Below are 17,109 nucleotides of genomic sequence, written 5' to 3' on the forward strand. Positions count from 1 at the left end.
GGTCTGCTTAACGAGATTGCGGCGCTTTACTTGTAAAAACTGAAACAGGGAAATGTAGTATTTGTCTACTGATAGAAGGTTGTTTTTACGGGATATTTATCAGCGTAAGCTATAGAAACCATATTGGGTTTTCTTTAGCCATTGAGGATTCCTGTATAAGTAAAAGGAAGGTCCGAGAACCTCCCCTTATACAGTGTATCCGTAAAGAGTATTGCTGACAGGTTGCTCCCCAGCAGAGCCTGCGTCCTCTTCCTCTTTACAAGAAATAAAGATAATATACTTAGATTTAAAAAGTTATAGCGAAAATAGTTTCAAAATAATACTCCCTAAGTTTGGATTACAACATAGAAGGGGGAGATGGTTGCGTGGTAATTCCCTGTCAAACCGCTACGCAGTTTGAGCGGGCTGCGAAACTTGACATTTACCACATAGCCTGCCATTACTTATACAAAATGTTATGGGCTTTTTTTAATTCATTCATCAAATACTCTAAATTTTCTGTCATTTTCCGAATGTCATCTTTTCGTATTGAAGCTGGATTGTGTACTAATTTATTCCTAAAATTCCTTAGATAGTCGAGTTCTTTCAAATAGTTATAAGTTTGCTCCTCATTTTCCATTAAGATGAAAAGAGCTTTTCTCATATTGAATACGTTTCTTTGATATTTTTTAGCTCGTTCCAAGATGATGGATTCAATTTCAGTCCATAATTTCAAGAACAATCCTAAATCACTGTCCTCGACTTCTGGCTGTAAATCAAGTTTTAAATTATCACAAATATCTTTGATGATGTCATTGTCAGGATATAAAGCATTTTCAGGAATTCTATCAAATTCTGCATTCCAAAATTCATCAGAGTTTGGAATTTCAAATTTTGCAATCAATCTTTGGTTTAAGTCTAATTCTCCTTTATTTACGTATTCGTTAGTAATATCCTCAGTTCCTACAAGGTAACCCTCTTGAAAGTATGGTCTTAATGCAGATGGAGGCGTAATACTTAACAGTCTAATATTTACTAAGTCGTGTTCTGAGTTTATAGAAATCCTGTTTGAGTAATAAGGAAGTCCAAAAACATAAATAAATGCAGTTTCATTTTCGTTATACAACTGAGCAAAAGAGCAAGCCACCCTCAAAGATTGAGTAACGTCTGACAAGGGAGTTCCAGTTACTTCATAATGTTGCAATACACTCCACTGAATATATTTTTTCCTTTGTAGTTCGTGATATCCTTCAATCTTTTGGCTTTTGAACTCCTGAACCAACAGTTTACAAGCACTTTTAAGTAAGTCAAATCTGTAATTTAATTCTTGCTGAGTCAAATATTCTCCTCTGTATATTGTCGGATAGAAAGTTGAAACACCTGCTTTATTTTGATAATCATTCTTTTGTCCTCGATAAAAAAGCAAATAATCTTTATTCAGATATGATAGTTTAGCGACTTGTTCAACTAGTTCCCTAAAAGAATTAATTCTGTATCCAGGGTCTTTTCCAACAGTTTTAGGAGTTGTATGGTTTTTCAACTCAGCCGTTAGTTGTCCATAAATTTGTCTCATTAAATAACCTCTTTACATTAGACTTTAAAAATTGAAATACGGACAGAAAATTTTACCTATCCGTATTTTAAGTCATACAAATTATTTTTTACCACCACCTTTAGAGCCTCCACCTGATTTTCCACTGCCAGAAGATTTTCCTCCTCCTGATGAGTTGTTACTTCTTCCACCACCAGACTTGCCACCTGTTGTTGATGGCCAACCCCCAGCATTTCCTTGTCCTGATTGTCCTGTTTTTCCCATGATTAATTAAATTTAATTTGGCACCTACTTCTGTTTAAAGTCTTTTTTCGGCATGTTCCGACTCTATATCTCGGTTTTAATTGCCCGCTAACGGTCACTTGGTCGAGTAGACCGGGGGAATTTCACCCCCAGCCTCTCACAGAACCGTACTTGACAGTCTCCCGTCATACGGCTCTTCTAATATAGCTTGTTCTATAAAGCTCATCCCCTTTCAGGTTGGCAAAAGATTTAACTATATCAGCTAACCCCTTCGCTCCATTCCCATTACAGAAACTTCATCACTACTACGGCTCAGTCCGTCCCAGTACATCGCATTACTATTCGGCCTTCAGGGTGTGCCTGTTGTGCCTTTCGCTTACCATCAATGTGACTGGTTCCCGAGTTCCGTAAATAAGCCCGGATATAAGTCCTACCGCCTGAAAGACGCCTGCCGCACAGCCAGTAAACAGGTCCCCGCTGTACTTATCGTTGCATAACATACGCTACAACTTTTGACAGAATGTGGCCACTTCTCGACTCCTCTTCAAGGGTTCACTTGCGTTCAGCTCCTATATTCACACCTGATATAATCGTGCTATATCTTTTCCTAAACGCTCAGCACCATGCCTCTTAAACACAGCACCTTTAGGTGGTTTGATGCCCCCTCCTGTAAGGCGACACCAGTGTCCTGTTGCTCGTTTGCAACTTCCACCATCTCAATTACAGTATGCAATGAACTTTATTTTGCCGATTCATCGCTTCTCGGCACACTATGTGGTCGTTGCGGATTTCGGAGCTCGTTCCTGTCCGGCAGGACGGAACGATGTTGCGAGAATCCAGCGAACGACACACCACGAACCCCGCAATGCAATTTACAATTTGTTAGCGGTAGTAATTTCAATTTTAACTATATCATCTGTGTTTAAATCTTCATCCGTTTCTAACTGTAAAAATGTGGAATTAATTACAACTCGATTTTGTAAAATAATTCCGTTTTTCAAGTATAAGTCAACAACTTGATAACCCATTCCTTGTTCTGGTTGAGTTTCCAAATACTCGACAAATTTGTCTTGAAGTTTAATATTCTTTTGGCTCATTAATAAGCAGTTTTTCTGAAGAACGTATTGTTTGAAGTCCCGTTTTTAAAATAAGCTTCAATTCCTCCGCCGTCGTGACCAAAAGCTGGTTGTACAATTCCTCTTTGAAGTTTATCGTAAGATTTGGGTTGTATGTAAAAAGCCCATTTTATTTCTTCGTTATTTGGCAAAGCATATCTGTCAACTGGGTCATCATTATATCTTTTGCAAGTTTGATAGTCAACGTAGGTTGTTGTATAACTACCACTTTTTAACTTCTTGTTGTCAAAGTCAATTCTTTTATCGTCTTCATATGCAGAAAGTCTAACAAAAATTTCCTCCCCATTTGCATATTCTTCTTTATTATCAGTTGCACCACTACCTCCAGTGAATCTCCCTTTTTCTGTCATTTTTGACTCAACTAATACTCTGAATTCTAAAATCTTGGAACGGGAGACGAATTGAAAATCTTTTAGTTCCAAATAAGGTGAACTTGCTTTTATAGAAGAGTATCCTTCATTGATTATTTTTCTTTTGTATAAATCAAAATCAGAGTCCAGATTGACAACTAATTCTGTATTATAAACAACAAATCTTTGTGAAGAATATTTTCCTTCTTGAATGGCATCAATTATTTGGTAGCCCATTCCTGTTTCAGGCATTTCAAGTAATTGAGATTTTAGTGATTGTCTTGCTTCAAATATCATAATGTAGGTTTTTAGTTATTATTACCGCTAACGGTCACTTGCAAGTTGTCGTTGCGGATTTCGAAGAGCGTCTGTGTCCGGTAGGACATGACGGTCAAGAAAGGAGCAGAGACAACGCACACCACTGCACCCGCAATGCAATTTGCAATTTGTTAGGCAATCGTGCTTTATTTCTTATTCATTATATTAATCCAATCACCGATGAAAACTCTTATCCCCCTTGATGCTTGAGTCATATAATGTGCTGCTGCTATTTTTTCAGTGTTTGAAATAAATTCATCATTTTTTCTTATTCCTCCTGTCATAATTTCACCATCAATAGAATAAGATGAGTTAATATGATTTATACTGAGATGTACGAATCCACTTCCTGCTTTATAAACATCATCGACCCAGCTCAACCCTTTTATTTCTTTGAGCCTTTCGACTAATTCGAAATCTTTCAATTTTTTCTTTCTAGTCTTGTCCTTCAAGTTGCTAATTTTTTCGCCCCTTCTTACTTTTTGAGCGAAAGTCTCATAATCAAATTCCGATTGTGATGATGCAAACAATCGCAATAAACTGTCAAGATTTAGTCTCACGAGTGGTGCAGCCGCAATGTAATTTGAATCATTTATCAAAGTTATAAAGCCTCTATTCAAATTGATTGTTCGATTCAAAATTGCTGTGCAAAAAAGAGAAAATTCAGTCATTCCGATATTTTCTAAAAGTTGTTTCCCGATTGAAATCAACTTATCACCTTCATTTTCTAACTCTATTAAATATTGTTCAAGTTCGTCTTTCATATTGCATGTTGCCTAACTTACTTATCTGTTCATATTTTTCAACTCTACCCACCATATATTGCTGGATATGTTCATATTTTATGGTTTTACAGTTCAAAGTCCCCAAGCTACCGCGCGATTGCATCGCCTGGTAGCCGTTTATAACAAGACCATGATCCAAGCCCCTTCGCCACTCACCAAGCTTCCTCGCTGCTAAGGCTTATTCTCACCAACTCCCCAAGATACGCCTTTTCATAAACTAAACAGTACGGGAATGCTCAGTTTTAGGGCGCTCGGGCTGTTTGTCGGGCAGGGCAGGACTCGGGACCAGATTTAAACCTTTGCTATTATCTTCTTTTTCAGACTTTTCTAAAGCAGGTATTTGTTGGTATTATGCTGAAAAACATAAAATTATTGGGAGACAGTAGGCTTTGCCGCTTCCCTTTCTTGTTCATAATGATTATTTTTAATAAGTCGTTTCAAATCAGCTGCTTATTTATTCAGTTAACCGTAAAACCAGAAAACACGCCTGAAAAGACATCCCCCTGAAGCTTGGAGACTCGCTTCGTGCTTGAAATGACTCTCCAAAGCATTGGATTCACCCAAAAAAGTTCTTTGACAAGCCAACCGACTGCTTCAATTGGTTTCCCGGGGGCTTAAACTGCCCGGCCTAGTGCTTGGTACACTGAAAAAAGTGCTCTGTATACTAAAAAAAGTGCTCCGGACACTCAGCCGAGCAAAAAAGGAGTGTTTTAAGTGCTCGGAATTGTGTTTCAACGGCTCCGCTGAGTGTTTCAAGTGCTCGGTTTGGTGTTTCAACTACTCGGTTTTGTGTTTTAATCACTCCGCTAAGTGCTTGAACTTCCCGGCTGAGTGTTTGAACTTCCCGGAATTGTGTTTCAACTTGTCGGCCTGGTATTTCAACTAAAAATGAGGGGTTTCAAACGCCCCGAAGTAAACGTTCAACGCTTCAGGCAGCATCTTTAAGCCAAGCCATAACCCTTAAGGGTAGTCAATCGCGAATCGGAGTTCGCGACACCTGACAAACAGCCCTCCGATGAAGCTTATCCTGAAAAAGTAGTCTGACCGGACCAGCGAATTATAAATCTAAAAATTACAAAAATGAGAAAAAAGACAGTTACCGTAAACTTCAACATTGCTCTCTCTGCTCTTTATACCTTTGCCATGGCCAAGATCGGTTTTATGTTACGCGATTTGGTTGAGTTTATTAAGTATGGGGTTACCGAAGAAAAGCTCAACGCCCTGAAAGCCATGCTGACTGACTTTGCCAACATTCCGACCGATGATGAGCTGGTAGGGGTGCAGGTAAGTGCCACCCAGGAAAAAGACGAGGCAGCCATCCAGCTGCGCGATGCCATTGCCGAAATTATGCAGCGCGTGGAAAACAAGTTTGGTGCACAATCGGGCAACTACCGGAAGTTTGGCGTTTCAGGCGTCAGCGACCTGGACGGTGGGAAGCTGAGCTATGTGACCCGGCGGGTGCACCGGGTAGCCGAAACCATGTTACCCCAGCTGGAAAGCGAAGGGCTGACACCAGAACTACTGACCGAACTGAACTCCCGGCTGGATACCTACGAACAAGCACTAAGCAAGCAGGAAGACGCCATTGCCGACCGCGACATTGCCACCGAAAACCGCGTGGAAAAAGCCAACGAAATTTATGCCTTGCTGGTGAAATACTGCAATACCGGCAAACAGATTTGGGAAGATACCAATCAGGCCAAATACAACGACTACATTATTTACGACACCCCAACCGGCAAACCCAAAGATAAAGACAACCAGGAAGTCCTGAGCGAAACCGAACAGTAAATTTATTCTTCTAGTTCCCAGGTGCCTTTAACTACTGAGGGTCTCACTTCGAGTGAGGCCCTCAGTAGCATCATATGGGCTCATGTTAGCGTCTCACTTCCTAGTGATCAGGTGACTCCAAGTCACCTGATCACTAAGCTTCATATGCAAGCCATTCAACGACTCCAGCAAAGAAATCACCCGATCGGCTCTTAGCGATAAACCAAGCCAAATTCCTGGGCTCGTTTTTTATTTACCAGCGTTTCGTTTCGTAAGCCGGCATAATCACGGGCTGAAGAAAACTCCCACTCCTCCATTTCATTGACGAGCATATCTTTTACCGGGTTCGCATGAATGTAATCAAAACAGACTTGAGGATAGGCTTTCTCGGGATGGTCAACATGAATCATCGCTCCATACTTACATTGAAACCAGGCAGGAGAAATACCATCATTGCAGGTTAAGCAAATCGCCTTAGTTCTGTTTTGAAAAAGGCTGCCTGTGCGGCTTTCTTGTTTCTGAATAGCCCGTGTATAGGATCGCAACAAAATAGCAATTGAATCATTAAACGAACGTGTTCTATTGAGCAGGTGACTTCGAGTCACCTGCTCAATACGCTCAATACGCTCCATATGCAAATCATTCACATGCACCATCAAATGAAAGTGTGTTGGCATCAAACACCAAGCTAAAATATCAGCATGAGGTAAAACATGAGTTCTGATTTTTTCAATAAAGAACAAGTAGTTGTCACGCGTAAAGAACAGGCATTGCGAGTTGTTTCCCCGATTGAAAATAGGAAAAATATGGTCGGTTTCAAATTCCACGGCTTGATTCGAAATTGGTTGCTTTAAATTACGACTTTCATACAAGCCCGGCAAACCTTGTTTTGGACAATGAGGGTTTCACTTCAAGTGAAGCCCTAACTTCTTTACAATTCACGATAGGCTCCGAAGAACTGGGGAGATTGGCTAATATTTTAATTCCGCTTCTTTCCATCAGTTCACTTGCGTTAAAATCATTGCAAATAACCGGCTCAAGTTTGTAGCTGAAATACATGGAGCCATTTTTAATTTCACTGTTAAAACTATAGTTGGTCACTAAGCTTTTACTTCCGGATAGTTTGGCCAGTTCAATATCGTGTGTTGCAATAATGCCTGATGTTTCAAGCTCACTGATTTGATTAATCAACGAAAAGCCACCACGATGCCGATCTTCGGAGTTTGTTCCTTTAAACATCTCATCCAACAGGAAAAAAACGTTTTGACTACTTGCGATGAGTTGCAGCATCTTTTCAATTCGCCCCAATTCGGCATAAAAAGAAGAAATTCCTTCCTTCAAATTATCCTGGGTACGCATACTTGAAAACAGCTTAAGGTTCGACACCCGTCCGCTTGTTGCACAGCAAGGAGCGCCAGCCAGGGCCAGCACAATGTTAACGCCTACCGTTCTTAAAAAGGTGCTTTTTCCTCCCATGTTGGAGCCCGTAACCATCACTACCTGCCCATGTCCTTCTGAATGAAAATCATTACATACCCGCTTTTCCGAATTGATTAACGGATGCCCCAGGTCCTCAAACTGAACGTAGTTGTCGTCCTCGCTTATCTCCGGGAACGTATAGGCAGGGTTGGAATAGCAAAAACCGGCAAAACTGTTGATCACTTCAAACTCACTTACGACTTCAGCCCACCCTTTCAAAAACACTTTATTTTTTGACTTCCACTTTTCGGTGGCAATAATCACGTAAATATCAATGAGCAGGAAACGGTTTAACAGTGGGTAAAGGTAATTTCCACCTACCGGAATCTTTTTGATGCCCCGTTGCTGTGAAAATTCCAATAAGCGACACAGCTTCTTAATTTCATTGAACGCCGAATACTTGCTTTTCTTCAGAACAGCCTGCAATTCGCACAATTTTTTGGACTTGAAATTTTCCCGTTCAATCTTATCAATCAAGATCTGGTAACCTTTAAGGGTTTTGATATTTTCTTGAGACGTTTTAACGATATCTTCGGCCAGGGAATCCACTTTTCTTAAGACAAGGATATTGATTACAAAAACAGCAAGAAAGGGAATGATATAGTCAAACCGATTAGGGGAGCCGATATTGGCGATGGAAAAATAGAAACCAAGTAACGCCAGGATTGAAAGGAATATGGCGAGCGCGGTATAGATCGCTCTATTTTTTAACAGCACGATGGGAGCCTCTACCCATGCTAACAATTTAGAATAATCACTTTTCTTATTTTGAAAGTGCATCCCCGAGGCCTGAAAATCCTGCCTCCAATCCAGCTTTTGAGCCAACTCGCGGATAGCTTCCTGCCGATCATGAATTTCCTTGTTCGGTGCCGGCTCCGACAGCCATTCCGATAAACGCATCGTCCCGGACTCTGTTGTTGTTCGATTAACCAACTGAAAAATGGAATGCTGACCAAAAATATCCAGATCGGAGGTATACGGATGATCCGGATTAACAAACTGCTGCCCGGGATCAAAGCCTCCAAGCGTCGATTGCTCTCTTGAAACTTCGGCTTCATTGATCTCTTTCAGGAATGCAGTATGTTTTTTTAGGAAAGCTATTTTGTTGTGATATTTGACTGAAGCACCGAAAACAACCAGCAACAGTGGCAAAACAATCAGAATAGACGTAAACAACCGGAGATTAAACAAGTAGATCAGAATGCCGCATGAAAGAACAAAAATAAATAAGCGTAGTAAGGAAATACGACTCAACAACTTACTTACTTGCTGCAGCTTGGCGTCGTACTTATTTATGTAGTCTCTGTAAATTTTCATGCGTTTATCCTTAAAACCAAGACATTAGACCCAAGACACCAGATAAGGTAAGTTGTTAACCATCAGCCTTTGTGTCAATTTTCCTTGCCATGGATGTTTATAACTGTTTATTTTTTTATCGCAACGCCCACCTGTCCGGCTTGCGCGGTCAGACGGGAAACCCACTTCTAATTACACTCCTGTGTGTAAGCTAATTGCCACGCCCGTTGCATCTCTTATCAATAGCGGGTTTGCCTACTCGAACGCCAAGGTACAGTTTTTTGCACACTCTCAATACGACAAACTCAACGGAAGTAAGAGCAAAAAAGTTCTGAAACGCCTCTTTTCCCCTTGAATAAACAGTAAAAATCCTTACTTTTAATGATAGTCAGCTAACGCAAAAGCAAAGTTTATGCACACTCAAGTCATTCGTATCATGTTTCTTGTTACCCTTCTTTTTTCCTGTCAACCCAAGCAGTCGGTCATTGACAAAACCACCATCAAAGAGTTGGATCTTGAGCGCTATATGGGCACTTGGTATGAAATTGCCCGTTTCCCACATTCTTTTGAGAAAGATTTGGTTGGTGTTACGGCTAGTTACCATTTACGCGACGATGGAAAAATTGATGTGATTAACGCTGGCTACAAAAACAGCCTGAACGGCCCCTACGAAGAAGCCAAAGGCAAGGCCAAGATGCCTAATCCGGAAAAGCCCGGAGAACTGAAAGTGGCCTTTTTCTTGTTCTTTTATGCCGACTATAATATTCTGGAGCTTGCCGACGATTATTCCTATGCCTTAATTGGAAGTTCAAGCCCCAAGTATTTATGGATTTTAAGCCGGACGCCTCAACTGGAAGAAACAACGTACCAGCAGCTGGTTCAAGAAGCTCAAAAACGAGGGTATGATACCAGCCAGCTCATCCGTGTTCCGCAGAAATAGCTAAAAAATGTTCCGCAAAACAAGGAAGTGTCTGAACGAACGCGCAACACACCAAAAAATACGTAACTTTGAGCATACGCAATTTAAATTGGCAACTATGAAATCAGGACTACTCTGGCTTATCCTTCTTTTATTGACTGTTTTAAATCCCGCATTGGCGCAGGACACGATTACAACAACAGGCCAAAAGCCGTTGATTTACAAGTTCAATATCAAAGAAAATATTGCACCGGCAGTATGGCGACAAACCCAGCAGGCCTTTGAGGAAGCAGATAGTCTTGATGCCGATGTAATTTTAATCCATATGAATACGTATGGAGGCACCGTTCTCGATGCCGACTCCATTCGTACCAAGATCTTAAATAGCACACGTCCGGTTTATGTGTTTATCGACAACAATGCAGCCAGCGCCGGTGCCCTGATTTCAGTGGCCTGCGACAGCATTTTTATGCGCAAAGGAGCATCGATTGGTGCAGCAACTGTGGTGAACCAAACGGGCGAAAAGATGCCGGACAAATACCAATCTTACATGCGCTCCATTATGCGGGCAACGGCCGAGTCTCATGGTGGCGACACCATCATTAGCGGGCAGGATACCACCTTCCAATGGTTCCGTGACCCCAAAATTGCCGAGGCCATGGTTGATGAAAGCATTTACATCCCGGGCGTTATTGACACTGGCAAAATATTGACCTTCACCCCATCGGAAGCTATGAAATATGGCTTTTGCGAAGGAATTGCAGAAAATGTTCCCGAGGTGCTGGAACAAATAGGCTATGAAGATTACGAACTGGTTGAATACAAGCCGACCGCTTTGGAAAAACTCATTGGCTTCCTGGTTAACCCAATGGTTTCCGGCTTACTAATCATGGCTATCCTGGGAGGTATTTATTTTGAAATGCAAACCCCTGGCATAGGCTTCCCACTGATTATTGCCATCGCTGCTGCCTTTGCCTACTTTGCACCACTCTACCTCGAAGGCCTTGCTGCTAATTGGGAAATCATGTTGTTCATTGTCGGACTGATTCTGATTGCCGTTGAGATCTTTGTCCTCCCGGGCTTTGGTATTGCCGGACTACTCGGAATTACGCTGAGCTTTACCGGGCTTGTGCTCAGTTTGCTTGATAACATCAACTTCAATTTTGAAGGTGTTCATCCTGAAAAAATACTCTCCGCCCTCACCACGGTTATTGTTGCCTTGTTTGGAGGTTTTCTGCTCAGCTTGGTACTCAGCAAAAGGTTGTTTACGGCTAACTCAGGCGCTTTTAAAAACTTGTCGCTGCACTCAACTCAGGAAAAAGAAGAAGGTTTTGTAGGCGTTGATACCAGCTACAAATACTTGGTTGGACACAAAGGCGTTGCCTACACCGTTTTACGCCCTTCAGGAAAAGTTAAAATTGAAGGAAAAATTTATGATGCCGTTGCCGGACTGGGAATGATTGATCGCGGAGATGAAGTCATTGTGATTAAAGCAGAAGCGGCCCAGCTATACGTTGAAAAGGCGTAAGAAAGGCAGAGGTAAAAAAAGGCACAGACACAGGCAAAGGCAAAGAAAAAAGAGCAGGCACAGGCAAAGGCGAAGGACCAAGAGGAAAAATTGAAACAGAAACAGATAAAAGTTTAAGAATAGGCCTGCTATTTAATGAACGGTTCGAGCTGCCAAGCCCAAATCAAACTTTTTCATCTTTTACTTCTTTTTCGATCTAAACAATTCTACTTTTGCATTGCTTTTAATAGTGTAAAGGAGATGTGATGAAGGAGTTTATAATCAATTACCTGGAAGAACTAATTTATTTAGTTAATGAAATGGCCCCCTGGTTATTGCTGGGACTTATATTTGCGGGCCTGCTCAAAATATTTTTCCCTCAAAACAAGGTGCAAAAGTACCTAGGCAAACCAACAACAAAATCTGCTGTCAATGCATCCTTGTTGGGTATCCCAATGCCACTTTGTTCGTGCGGGGTTATTCCCACAGGCATTTCCTTTTTTCGCAATGGCGCCTCCAAAGGAGCAACCAACTCGTTCTTGATCTCCACGCCTCAAACCGGAGTTGATTCAATCTTAGCCACCTACTCCATGCTGGGTTGGCCATTTGCCTTGCTACGCCCCATCGTCGCCTTTATAACCGGTATTGCTGGAGGAATTTTAACCAACCTGCTTGTCAAAGAAAAGCCTGCTCCTCAAAATCCATACGCCAATTTTAAACTGGATACCCAAGCACTGGGAAAACAACCGGATGCGGCTAGCTGCAAGGACGACAGTTGTGGATGTCATGAAGAAAAAGCACCTAAAGGCAATGCTTTTGTTCGAGCAACCCACTACGCCTTTGTTGAATTACTGCAAGATATTGCCAAGTGGCTCATCATTGGATTTCTGATTGCTGCTTTTATTTCAGTGATCTTACCCGATGACTTTTTCAGCTCGTTCAGGGGCTGGGGATTCCTCGAAATACTGATTATTCTGGCAGCTTCAATCCCTCTCTACATCTGTGCAACAGGTTCCATACCCATTGCGGCCGTTTTGTTATTAAAAGGTGTTTCGCCTGGTGCTGCCTTGGTTTTTCTAATGGCCGGGCCGGCAACCAACGTCGCTACGATGACAGTTATTGGCAATACCATGGGACGCAAGTCCTTAGCCGTTTACCTTGCGACCATCACCGGAGGAGCAATCCTGTTTGGTCTGTTAATAAACTGGCTTATCCCTGCCGACTTATTTATGTCACAGCTAGTCCACATCCATGGCGAGGAAGGTCATGAAATGCTTCCCCAATGGTTGCAAGTAAGCTCAACAATCCTTTTGTTTGGATCGCTTATTTTTGGTTATTTTTATGAGCGTTTTGAAAAGTCGCAAAAAACAAACACCATGAAATTAACCACATTGAAAGTTGAAGGAATGACCTGCTCGCACTGTGAAGCCAGCGTGGTCAGAAACCTTTCGAAACTAGATGGTGTTGATGAAGTTTTTGCAGATAAAAACACCTCGGAAGTTCGATTAAAAGGAAAGCAATTCGACCTAAACGAAGTGGGACGCGTGTTAACAGAAATTGGCTACGATTACAAAGGCGAAATCTAATGCAACTACTACAGGCAGGACTAATTTTATTGAGCTTTCTTCCCTTGATCAGCACGCTGCTGTTGGGGTACCAACTTCTAAGAAACGGACAGGGAGCATGGGGCAAACCAACCATTAACAAATGGGTGTTTTTTGCCACAAAACTTGCAATCTCGTTACTGCTGGCAGGTCCCGCTGTGGCCAGTGTTTTCCCTAATTTTTTCAGCTACCTGCCCATACTTATTCAGTCAGAAATTCCGGATGTTCAGAAATTACTGGCTTTGATCTTTCTGCTAGCAGGAAACCTCCTGTTAATTCCGGCTTATTACACCATGAGTATCTTTACGCGCGTGGGGCTTCCAACTCGCCAGCATGCCTTACAAACCAGTGGCGTGTATAAAATTAGCCGCAACCCCATGTACGCCAGCTTCATTTTTTTCAACACCGCTTGTTTTCTTTTGATTCCAAGCTTGCTGATTACTGCACTGATTATCTTTAGCCTCCTAGCTCACCACATCATTATCCTCCGGGAGGAACAATTTCTAACAAGTACATTTCAACAAGACTACCTCAACTACAAAAACCAGACTGCCCGCTATTTGTAAATAAGCTTCAAGTTAATGGCAATCCTACGCAACCTAATTATACTATTTGCCATCTAACGAAAAAAGAACTTATGAAAAAGTATTTCCTGCTTTTGATTTTAATGCCCTTTCTTTTCGCAAGCTGTGTTGATGAAAATGAATCTCTTCAGACCAGTTGTAATTACACCGACTTTAAATACTACAACGGAAGTGAAGATTACTTAGGAGAGCTTTCAGGAAATTATGTCCTTCTTGCTTGTGATACGACTTATACAGACGATGAAATTCAAAACTTTATATCGACTTTAAGCGACTTCGACCAAGACTACAATTACACAATCTACGCTCAACCAAGCTACAAATACAAAGAGATCCCTCTAAAGCTTAATTCGTCAAAAAGCTGTGAGGAAATTACCACGATCATCTCAGCAATACAAGAGCGAAGTCTAGTTTCCTATGTACACTACACAATCCAAAGTGACAACTGCCAAAATCTAATTTGGGAACCAATTGGCAACCGATGTGTAAATAGCTACAGCAGCCTTTTCTATGTAAAGGTAATGGACGAAACAGATTTAACAGCTCTAAAAAGAGTGATCGCAGAAACAAATACGGAATTGGTGAAGCAAAATGAATTTATGGAAAAATGGTTTACCTTAAGAGCAACCAAGCACTCGAAAGGAGATGCTTTAAAAATGGCCAATCATTTTTTCGAAACCGGGCTTTTTGAATCAAGTGAGCCAGACATAACCAAATATCCTGTTGAGTGAAAACACCAAAAGCCTAAGAAAAAAGAAAGCAGTAAAAAAACGATTGTTTTCCACTGCTTCCAAGTATTTCATGTGCACCAAATAGAGTGCAGTTTCGTTGATCAACTTCTCGCTAACAGGTACTTTTTGAATGCCTCAAAATCTTTACTGAGTGGAACAGTCTGCTTCTCGCCCTTCATAAAAGCAGCTAGCTTTTCGGGCAAGTTAACTTTTCCAAGTCCAATTATTTTCTCGACAGTTTCCGTAAACTTTGCGGGATGTGCCGTTTCCAGAAAAACACCAACTTCCCCATCTTGTAAACTTTCCTCCAAGGCTTTATAGGCCGTAGCTCCGTGAGGATCTGTCAGGTAGCCATATTTATGATACACGTCTTTAACCACTTCCCGAATTTCAGCATCGGAATAGCGATAGCCTGTCATTTCTGCTTTTATAGCCTCATGTGAGTGATCGTATAAATCCAGAATTCGGGCAAAATTACTCGGATCACCAACATCCATGGCATTGGCAATTGTAGCTACCGACGGCCTAGGCTCATACTGACCGGTTTTCAAATAATTGTAAACAATATCGTTCTCGTTATTGGCAGCAATGAACCGCTTAATGGGCAGCCCCATTTTCTTTCCAAACAAGCCAGCTGTCAGGTTTCCAAAATTTCCGCTGGGAACAGCAACAACCAAGTCTTCAGTCAATCCACGCTCGCGCAAACGCGCATAAGCATTGAAGTAGTAGAATGCCTGTGGTAAAAAACGTGCCACATTAATGGAGTTGGCAGATGTAAGTGTTAGCTGGCTTTTCAACTCCTCATCTAAAAAGGCTGTTTTCACCAAGCGCTGGCAATCATCAAAAGTTCCATCCACCTCAATCGCGGTAATGTTTTGCCCTAAAGTGGTGAACTGTTTTTCCTGAATTTCGCTTACCAAGCCTTTAGGATAAAGCACATAAACGTGAATCCCCGGAACACCCAAAAAGCCATTAGCAACAGCACTTCCGGTATCTCCAGAAGTAGCAACCAGCACATTCACCTGCTCTTCATTTCCCTGCAGAAAATAGCCAAGCAAGCGCGCCATAAAACGGCCACCAACATCTTTAAAGGCCAGGGTTGGACCATGCCACAACTCCAAGGCAAAGATATTATCGTTGACATGAGCTATCGGACAATCAAAGTTCAGGGTGTCATCGACCAACGTTTTCAAATCATCATTGGGAATATCTTCGCCAAAAAACTTTTTGGCTACCTCAAAAGCAATCTCCTGAAACGATAATTGGTGAATTGTTTCAAAAAATGATGGCGGAAATGCTTCGATTCGTTCGGGCATAAACAAGCCTTTATCATCGGCGAGTCCTTTAGTTACAGCCTCTTTCAATGAGATTCCAGAAACTGTTTTATTGGTACTGTAGTATTTCATTTTTAGTAAAGATTTTTGGATGTTTGGATTTTCAGACAACTTGTTTCTTGGCATCTGAAACTAAGAAGCTGCTTCCTCGTTTTGCTGCAATAAAGCCCGCATAAATTCGGCTCCACGAAGCAGTCCATAACTGCCTTTTCGAACCGTGAACTCATCGTAAGCCTCAACCTGATCGCCATCAATACCCGGTTTATAAATCAAGAATGGCACCGGATCTTTGGTATGAACGGTTGTTGCACATGGAGTAGGATGATCGGGTAATACGGCTATCGCTACAGGTTCATCCATTTTTGCTGTTTCTTCAATTAAATAGCGAACCACTCGTTGATCCAGGTATTCAATCGTCCGGGTTTTAAGCTCAACATCTCCTTCATGGCCAGCTTCATCACTGGCTTCGATATGCAGATAAACCAAGTCATGATCCTTCAAGGCCTGAATTGTTGCTTCGGCTTTGCCCTCATAATTGGTATCGTAAAGCCCAGTGGCACCTTCCACCTTAATAACATCCATGCCAGCATACACGCCAATTCCCTGAATCAGGTCGACAGCAGAAATAACCGCAGATTTTTCAACTCCAAACAACTCTTTTAAGGTTGGCATTTGGGGTTTATAGCCCGGCGACCACGGCCAAATACTATTCGCCATATCTTTCCCGGCAGCCTTCCGCTTTTGGTTCACCGGATGACTCGCCAATAGCTCCATCGAACGGGCAATAAGTTCATTCAATTTCTCAGCAGTATTTTGAGCTTCATCAGCTGTTGCTTTTACCAAGTGTTGTTCAAAAGCTTGTCCGGGCACATCGTGAGGAGGCGTACAATCCAATTGCTTGCTTCCTCCTTTAACTACCAATAAGTTCCGGTATGAAACTCCTTTGTGAAACACAATTTCTTCAGAGCCAAGTTGCTCATTCAAGTAATCGATTAACTCATGAGCTTCTTCGTTTGAAATATGACCTGCAGAGTGATTTCTAATTTGTTCGCCCTCAACACAAATCAGGTTGCATCGTAAGGCCAAGTCTCCGGGTTCCAAGACAACACCGATGCTGGCTGCTTCCAGAGTTCCACGGCCCTCAAATACTTGAGCAACATCATACCCTAAAACCGAAAGATTGGCAATCTCGCTTCCAGGATGCATGTTTTCAGGAACCGTAACCAACTGGCCACAAGTCCCCATTTTTGCTAATTGGTCAATGGCCGGGGTGTTAGCCATTTGTAACGGAGTTTTATCACCATAGTTAGCCAACGGCTCATCAGCCATTCCGTCTCCTAATACAATTATATACTTCATCTGTTTAATGTTTAATTTTGAAGGTAACAGATACCTGCCTGTCGGCAGACAAAAACTCACATGTACTTCAATCACTCCCCCAAGTGTACCCCTTACATGCTCATTTTGTATGATTAAGTTTCTATACGATCAATTTGATTTATGAGAATCGATTTCTCGTTCA

At 41.7% G+C, this 17,109-nt stretch carries 16 protein-coding genes; 6 read left to right on the forward strand and 10 right to left on the reverse strand.

Annotated elements, in window-relative coordinates:
* Positions 1-439: 439 nt before the first annotated feature.
* The 6 genes from BM156_RS19440 to BM156_RS19455 all read right to left on the reverse strand — a co-directional run bounded on the left by BM156_RS19440 (position 440) and on the right by BM156_RS19455 (position 4,342).
* Positions 440-1,552 (reverse strand): FRG domain-containing protein, encoded by a 1,113-nt coding sequence (locus BM156_RS19440; protein ID WP_093921578.1) that lies wholly within the window; start codon positions 1,550-1,552, stop codon positions 440-442.
* 81 nt (positions 1,553-1,633) lie between these two features.
* On the reverse strand, positions 1,634-1,795 hold the full coding sequence (locus tag BM156_RS20735) for a hypothetical protein (protein WP_170847020.1): 162 nt from the start codon (positions 1,793-1,795) through the stop codon (positions 1,634-1,636).
* Positions 1,796-2,381: 586 nt separating this feature from the next.
* Positions 2,382-2,507 carry a hypothetical protein gene (locus BM156_RS20890; RefSeq protein ID WP_262987315.1) on the reverse strand — a complete coding sequence of 42 codons (126 nt, stop codon included), beginning with the start codon at positions 2,505-2,507 and terminating at the stop codon, positions 2,382-2,384.
* Positions 2,508-2,646: 139 nt separating this feature from the next.
* A complete protein-coding gene (locus tag BM156_RS19445) occupies positions 2,647-2,871 on the reverse strand; it encodes a hypothetical protein (protein WP_093921579.1) in 225 nt (74 codons plus the stop codon).
* Positions 2,871-3,557 (reverse strand): hypothetical protein, encoded by a 687-nt coding sequence (locus tag BM156_RS19450; protein ID WP_093921580.1) that lies wholly within the window; start codon positions 3,555-3,557, stop codon positions 2,871-2,873. The genes BM156_RS19445 and BM156_RS19450 overlap by 1 nt, the downstream gene beginning before the upstream one ends.
* Positions 3,558-3,724: 167 nt before the next feature.
* Positions 3,725-4,342 carry a hypothetical protein gene (locus BM156_RS19455; protein WP_093921581.1) on the reverse strand — a complete coding sequence of 206 codons (618 nt, stop codon included), beginning with the start codon at positions 4,340-4,342 and terminating at the stop codon, positions 3,725-3,727.
* A gap of 1,101 nt (positions 4,343-5,443) precedes the next feature.
* Here BM156_RS19455 and BM156_RS19460 point away from each other — a divergent pair.
* The gene (locus BM156_RS19460; protein ID WP_093921582.1) at positions 5,444-6,154 is read left to right on the forward strand and encodes a hypothetical protein; all 711 of its coding nucleotides are present in this window, start codon (positions 5,444-5,446) and stop codon (positions 6,152-6,154) included.
* Positions 6,155-6,345: 191 nt separating this feature from the next.
* On the opposite strand, the gene BM156_RS19465 is transcribed toward BM156_RS19460, so the two are convergent.
* Positions 6,346-6,960 carry a transposase gene (locus BM156_RS19465; RefSeq protein WP_139218342.1) on the reverse strand — a complete coding sequence of 205 codons (615 nt, stop codon included), beginning with the start codon at positions 6,958-6,960 and terminating at the stop codon, positions 6,346-6,348.
* Between the two features lie 37 nt (positions 6,961-6,997).
* Positions 6,998-8,929 (reverse strand): MutS-related protein, encoded by a 1,932-nt coding sequence (locus BM156_RS19470; protein WP_093921584.1) that lies wholly within the window; start codon positions 8,927-8,929, stop codon positions 6,998-7,000.
* A 391-nt stretch (positions 8,930-9,320) separates the two neighbouring features.
* Between BM156_RS19470 and BM156_RS19475 the strand changes: the two genes are divergently transcribed.
* From BM156_RS19475 to BM156_RS19495, 5 genes are all read left to right on the forward strand, one after another.
* On the forward strand, positions 9,321-9,848 hold the full coding sequence (locus BM156_RS19475; protein WP_093921585.1) for a lipocalin family protein: 528 nt from the start codon (positions 9,321-9,323) through the stop codon (positions 9,846-9,848).
* Between the two features lie 97 nt (positions 9,849-9,945).
* Positions 9,946-11,355 (forward strand): NfeD family protein, encoded by a 1,410-nt coding sequence (locus BM156_RS19480; RefSeq protein WP_093921637.1) that lies wholly within the window; start codon positions 9,946-9,948, stop codon positions 11,353-11,355.
* A 245-nt stretch (positions 11,356-11,600) separates the two neighbouring features.
* The gene (locus BM156_RS19485; RefSeq protein ID WP_093921586.1) at positions 11,601-12,920 is read left to right on the forward strand and encodes an SO_0444 family Cu/Zn efflux transporter; all 1,320 of its coding nucleotides are present in this window, start codon (positions 11,601-11,603) and stop codon (positions 12,918-12,920) included.
* On the forward strand, positions 12,920-13,504 hold the full coding sequence (locus BM156_RS19490; RefSeq protein ID WP_093921587.1) for a methyltransferase family protein: 585 nt from the start codon (positions 12,920-12,922) through the stop codon (positions 13,502-13,504). Before BM156_RS19485 ends, BM156_RS19490 begins: the two co-directional genes overlap by 1 nt.
* A 71-nt stretch (positions 13,505-13,575) precedes the next feature.
* Entirely contained in the window at positions 13,576-14,253 is a 678-nt protein-coding gene (locus tag BM156_RS19495) for a hypothetical protein (RefSeq protein ID WP_093921588.1), read from the forward strand.
* Positions 14,254-14,354: 101 nt separating this feature from the next.
* Here BM156_RS19495 and thrC read toward each other — a convergent pair whose 3' ends face one another.
* Positions 14,355-15,659, reverse strand: coding sequence for a threonine synthase (gene thrC, locus BM156_RS19500; protein WP_093921589.1), 1,305 nt, complete (start codon positions 15,657-15,659; stop codon positions 14,355-14,357).
* Between the two features lie 60 nt (positions 15,660-15,719).
* Positions 15,720-16,946, reverse strand: coding sequence for a cofactor-independent phosphoglycerate mutase (locus tag BM156_RS19505; protein ID WP_093921590.1), 1,227 nt, complete (start codon positions 16,944-16,946; stop codon positions 15,720-15,722).
* Positions 16,947-17,109: the final 163 nt, after the last annotated feature.

The organism is Sunxiuqinia elliptica, assembly GCF_900113005.1.
GTDB classification, from domain to species: domain Bacteria; phylum Bacteroidota; class Bacteroidia; order Bacteroidales; family Prolixibacteraceae; genus Sunxiuqinia; species Sunxiuqinia elliptica.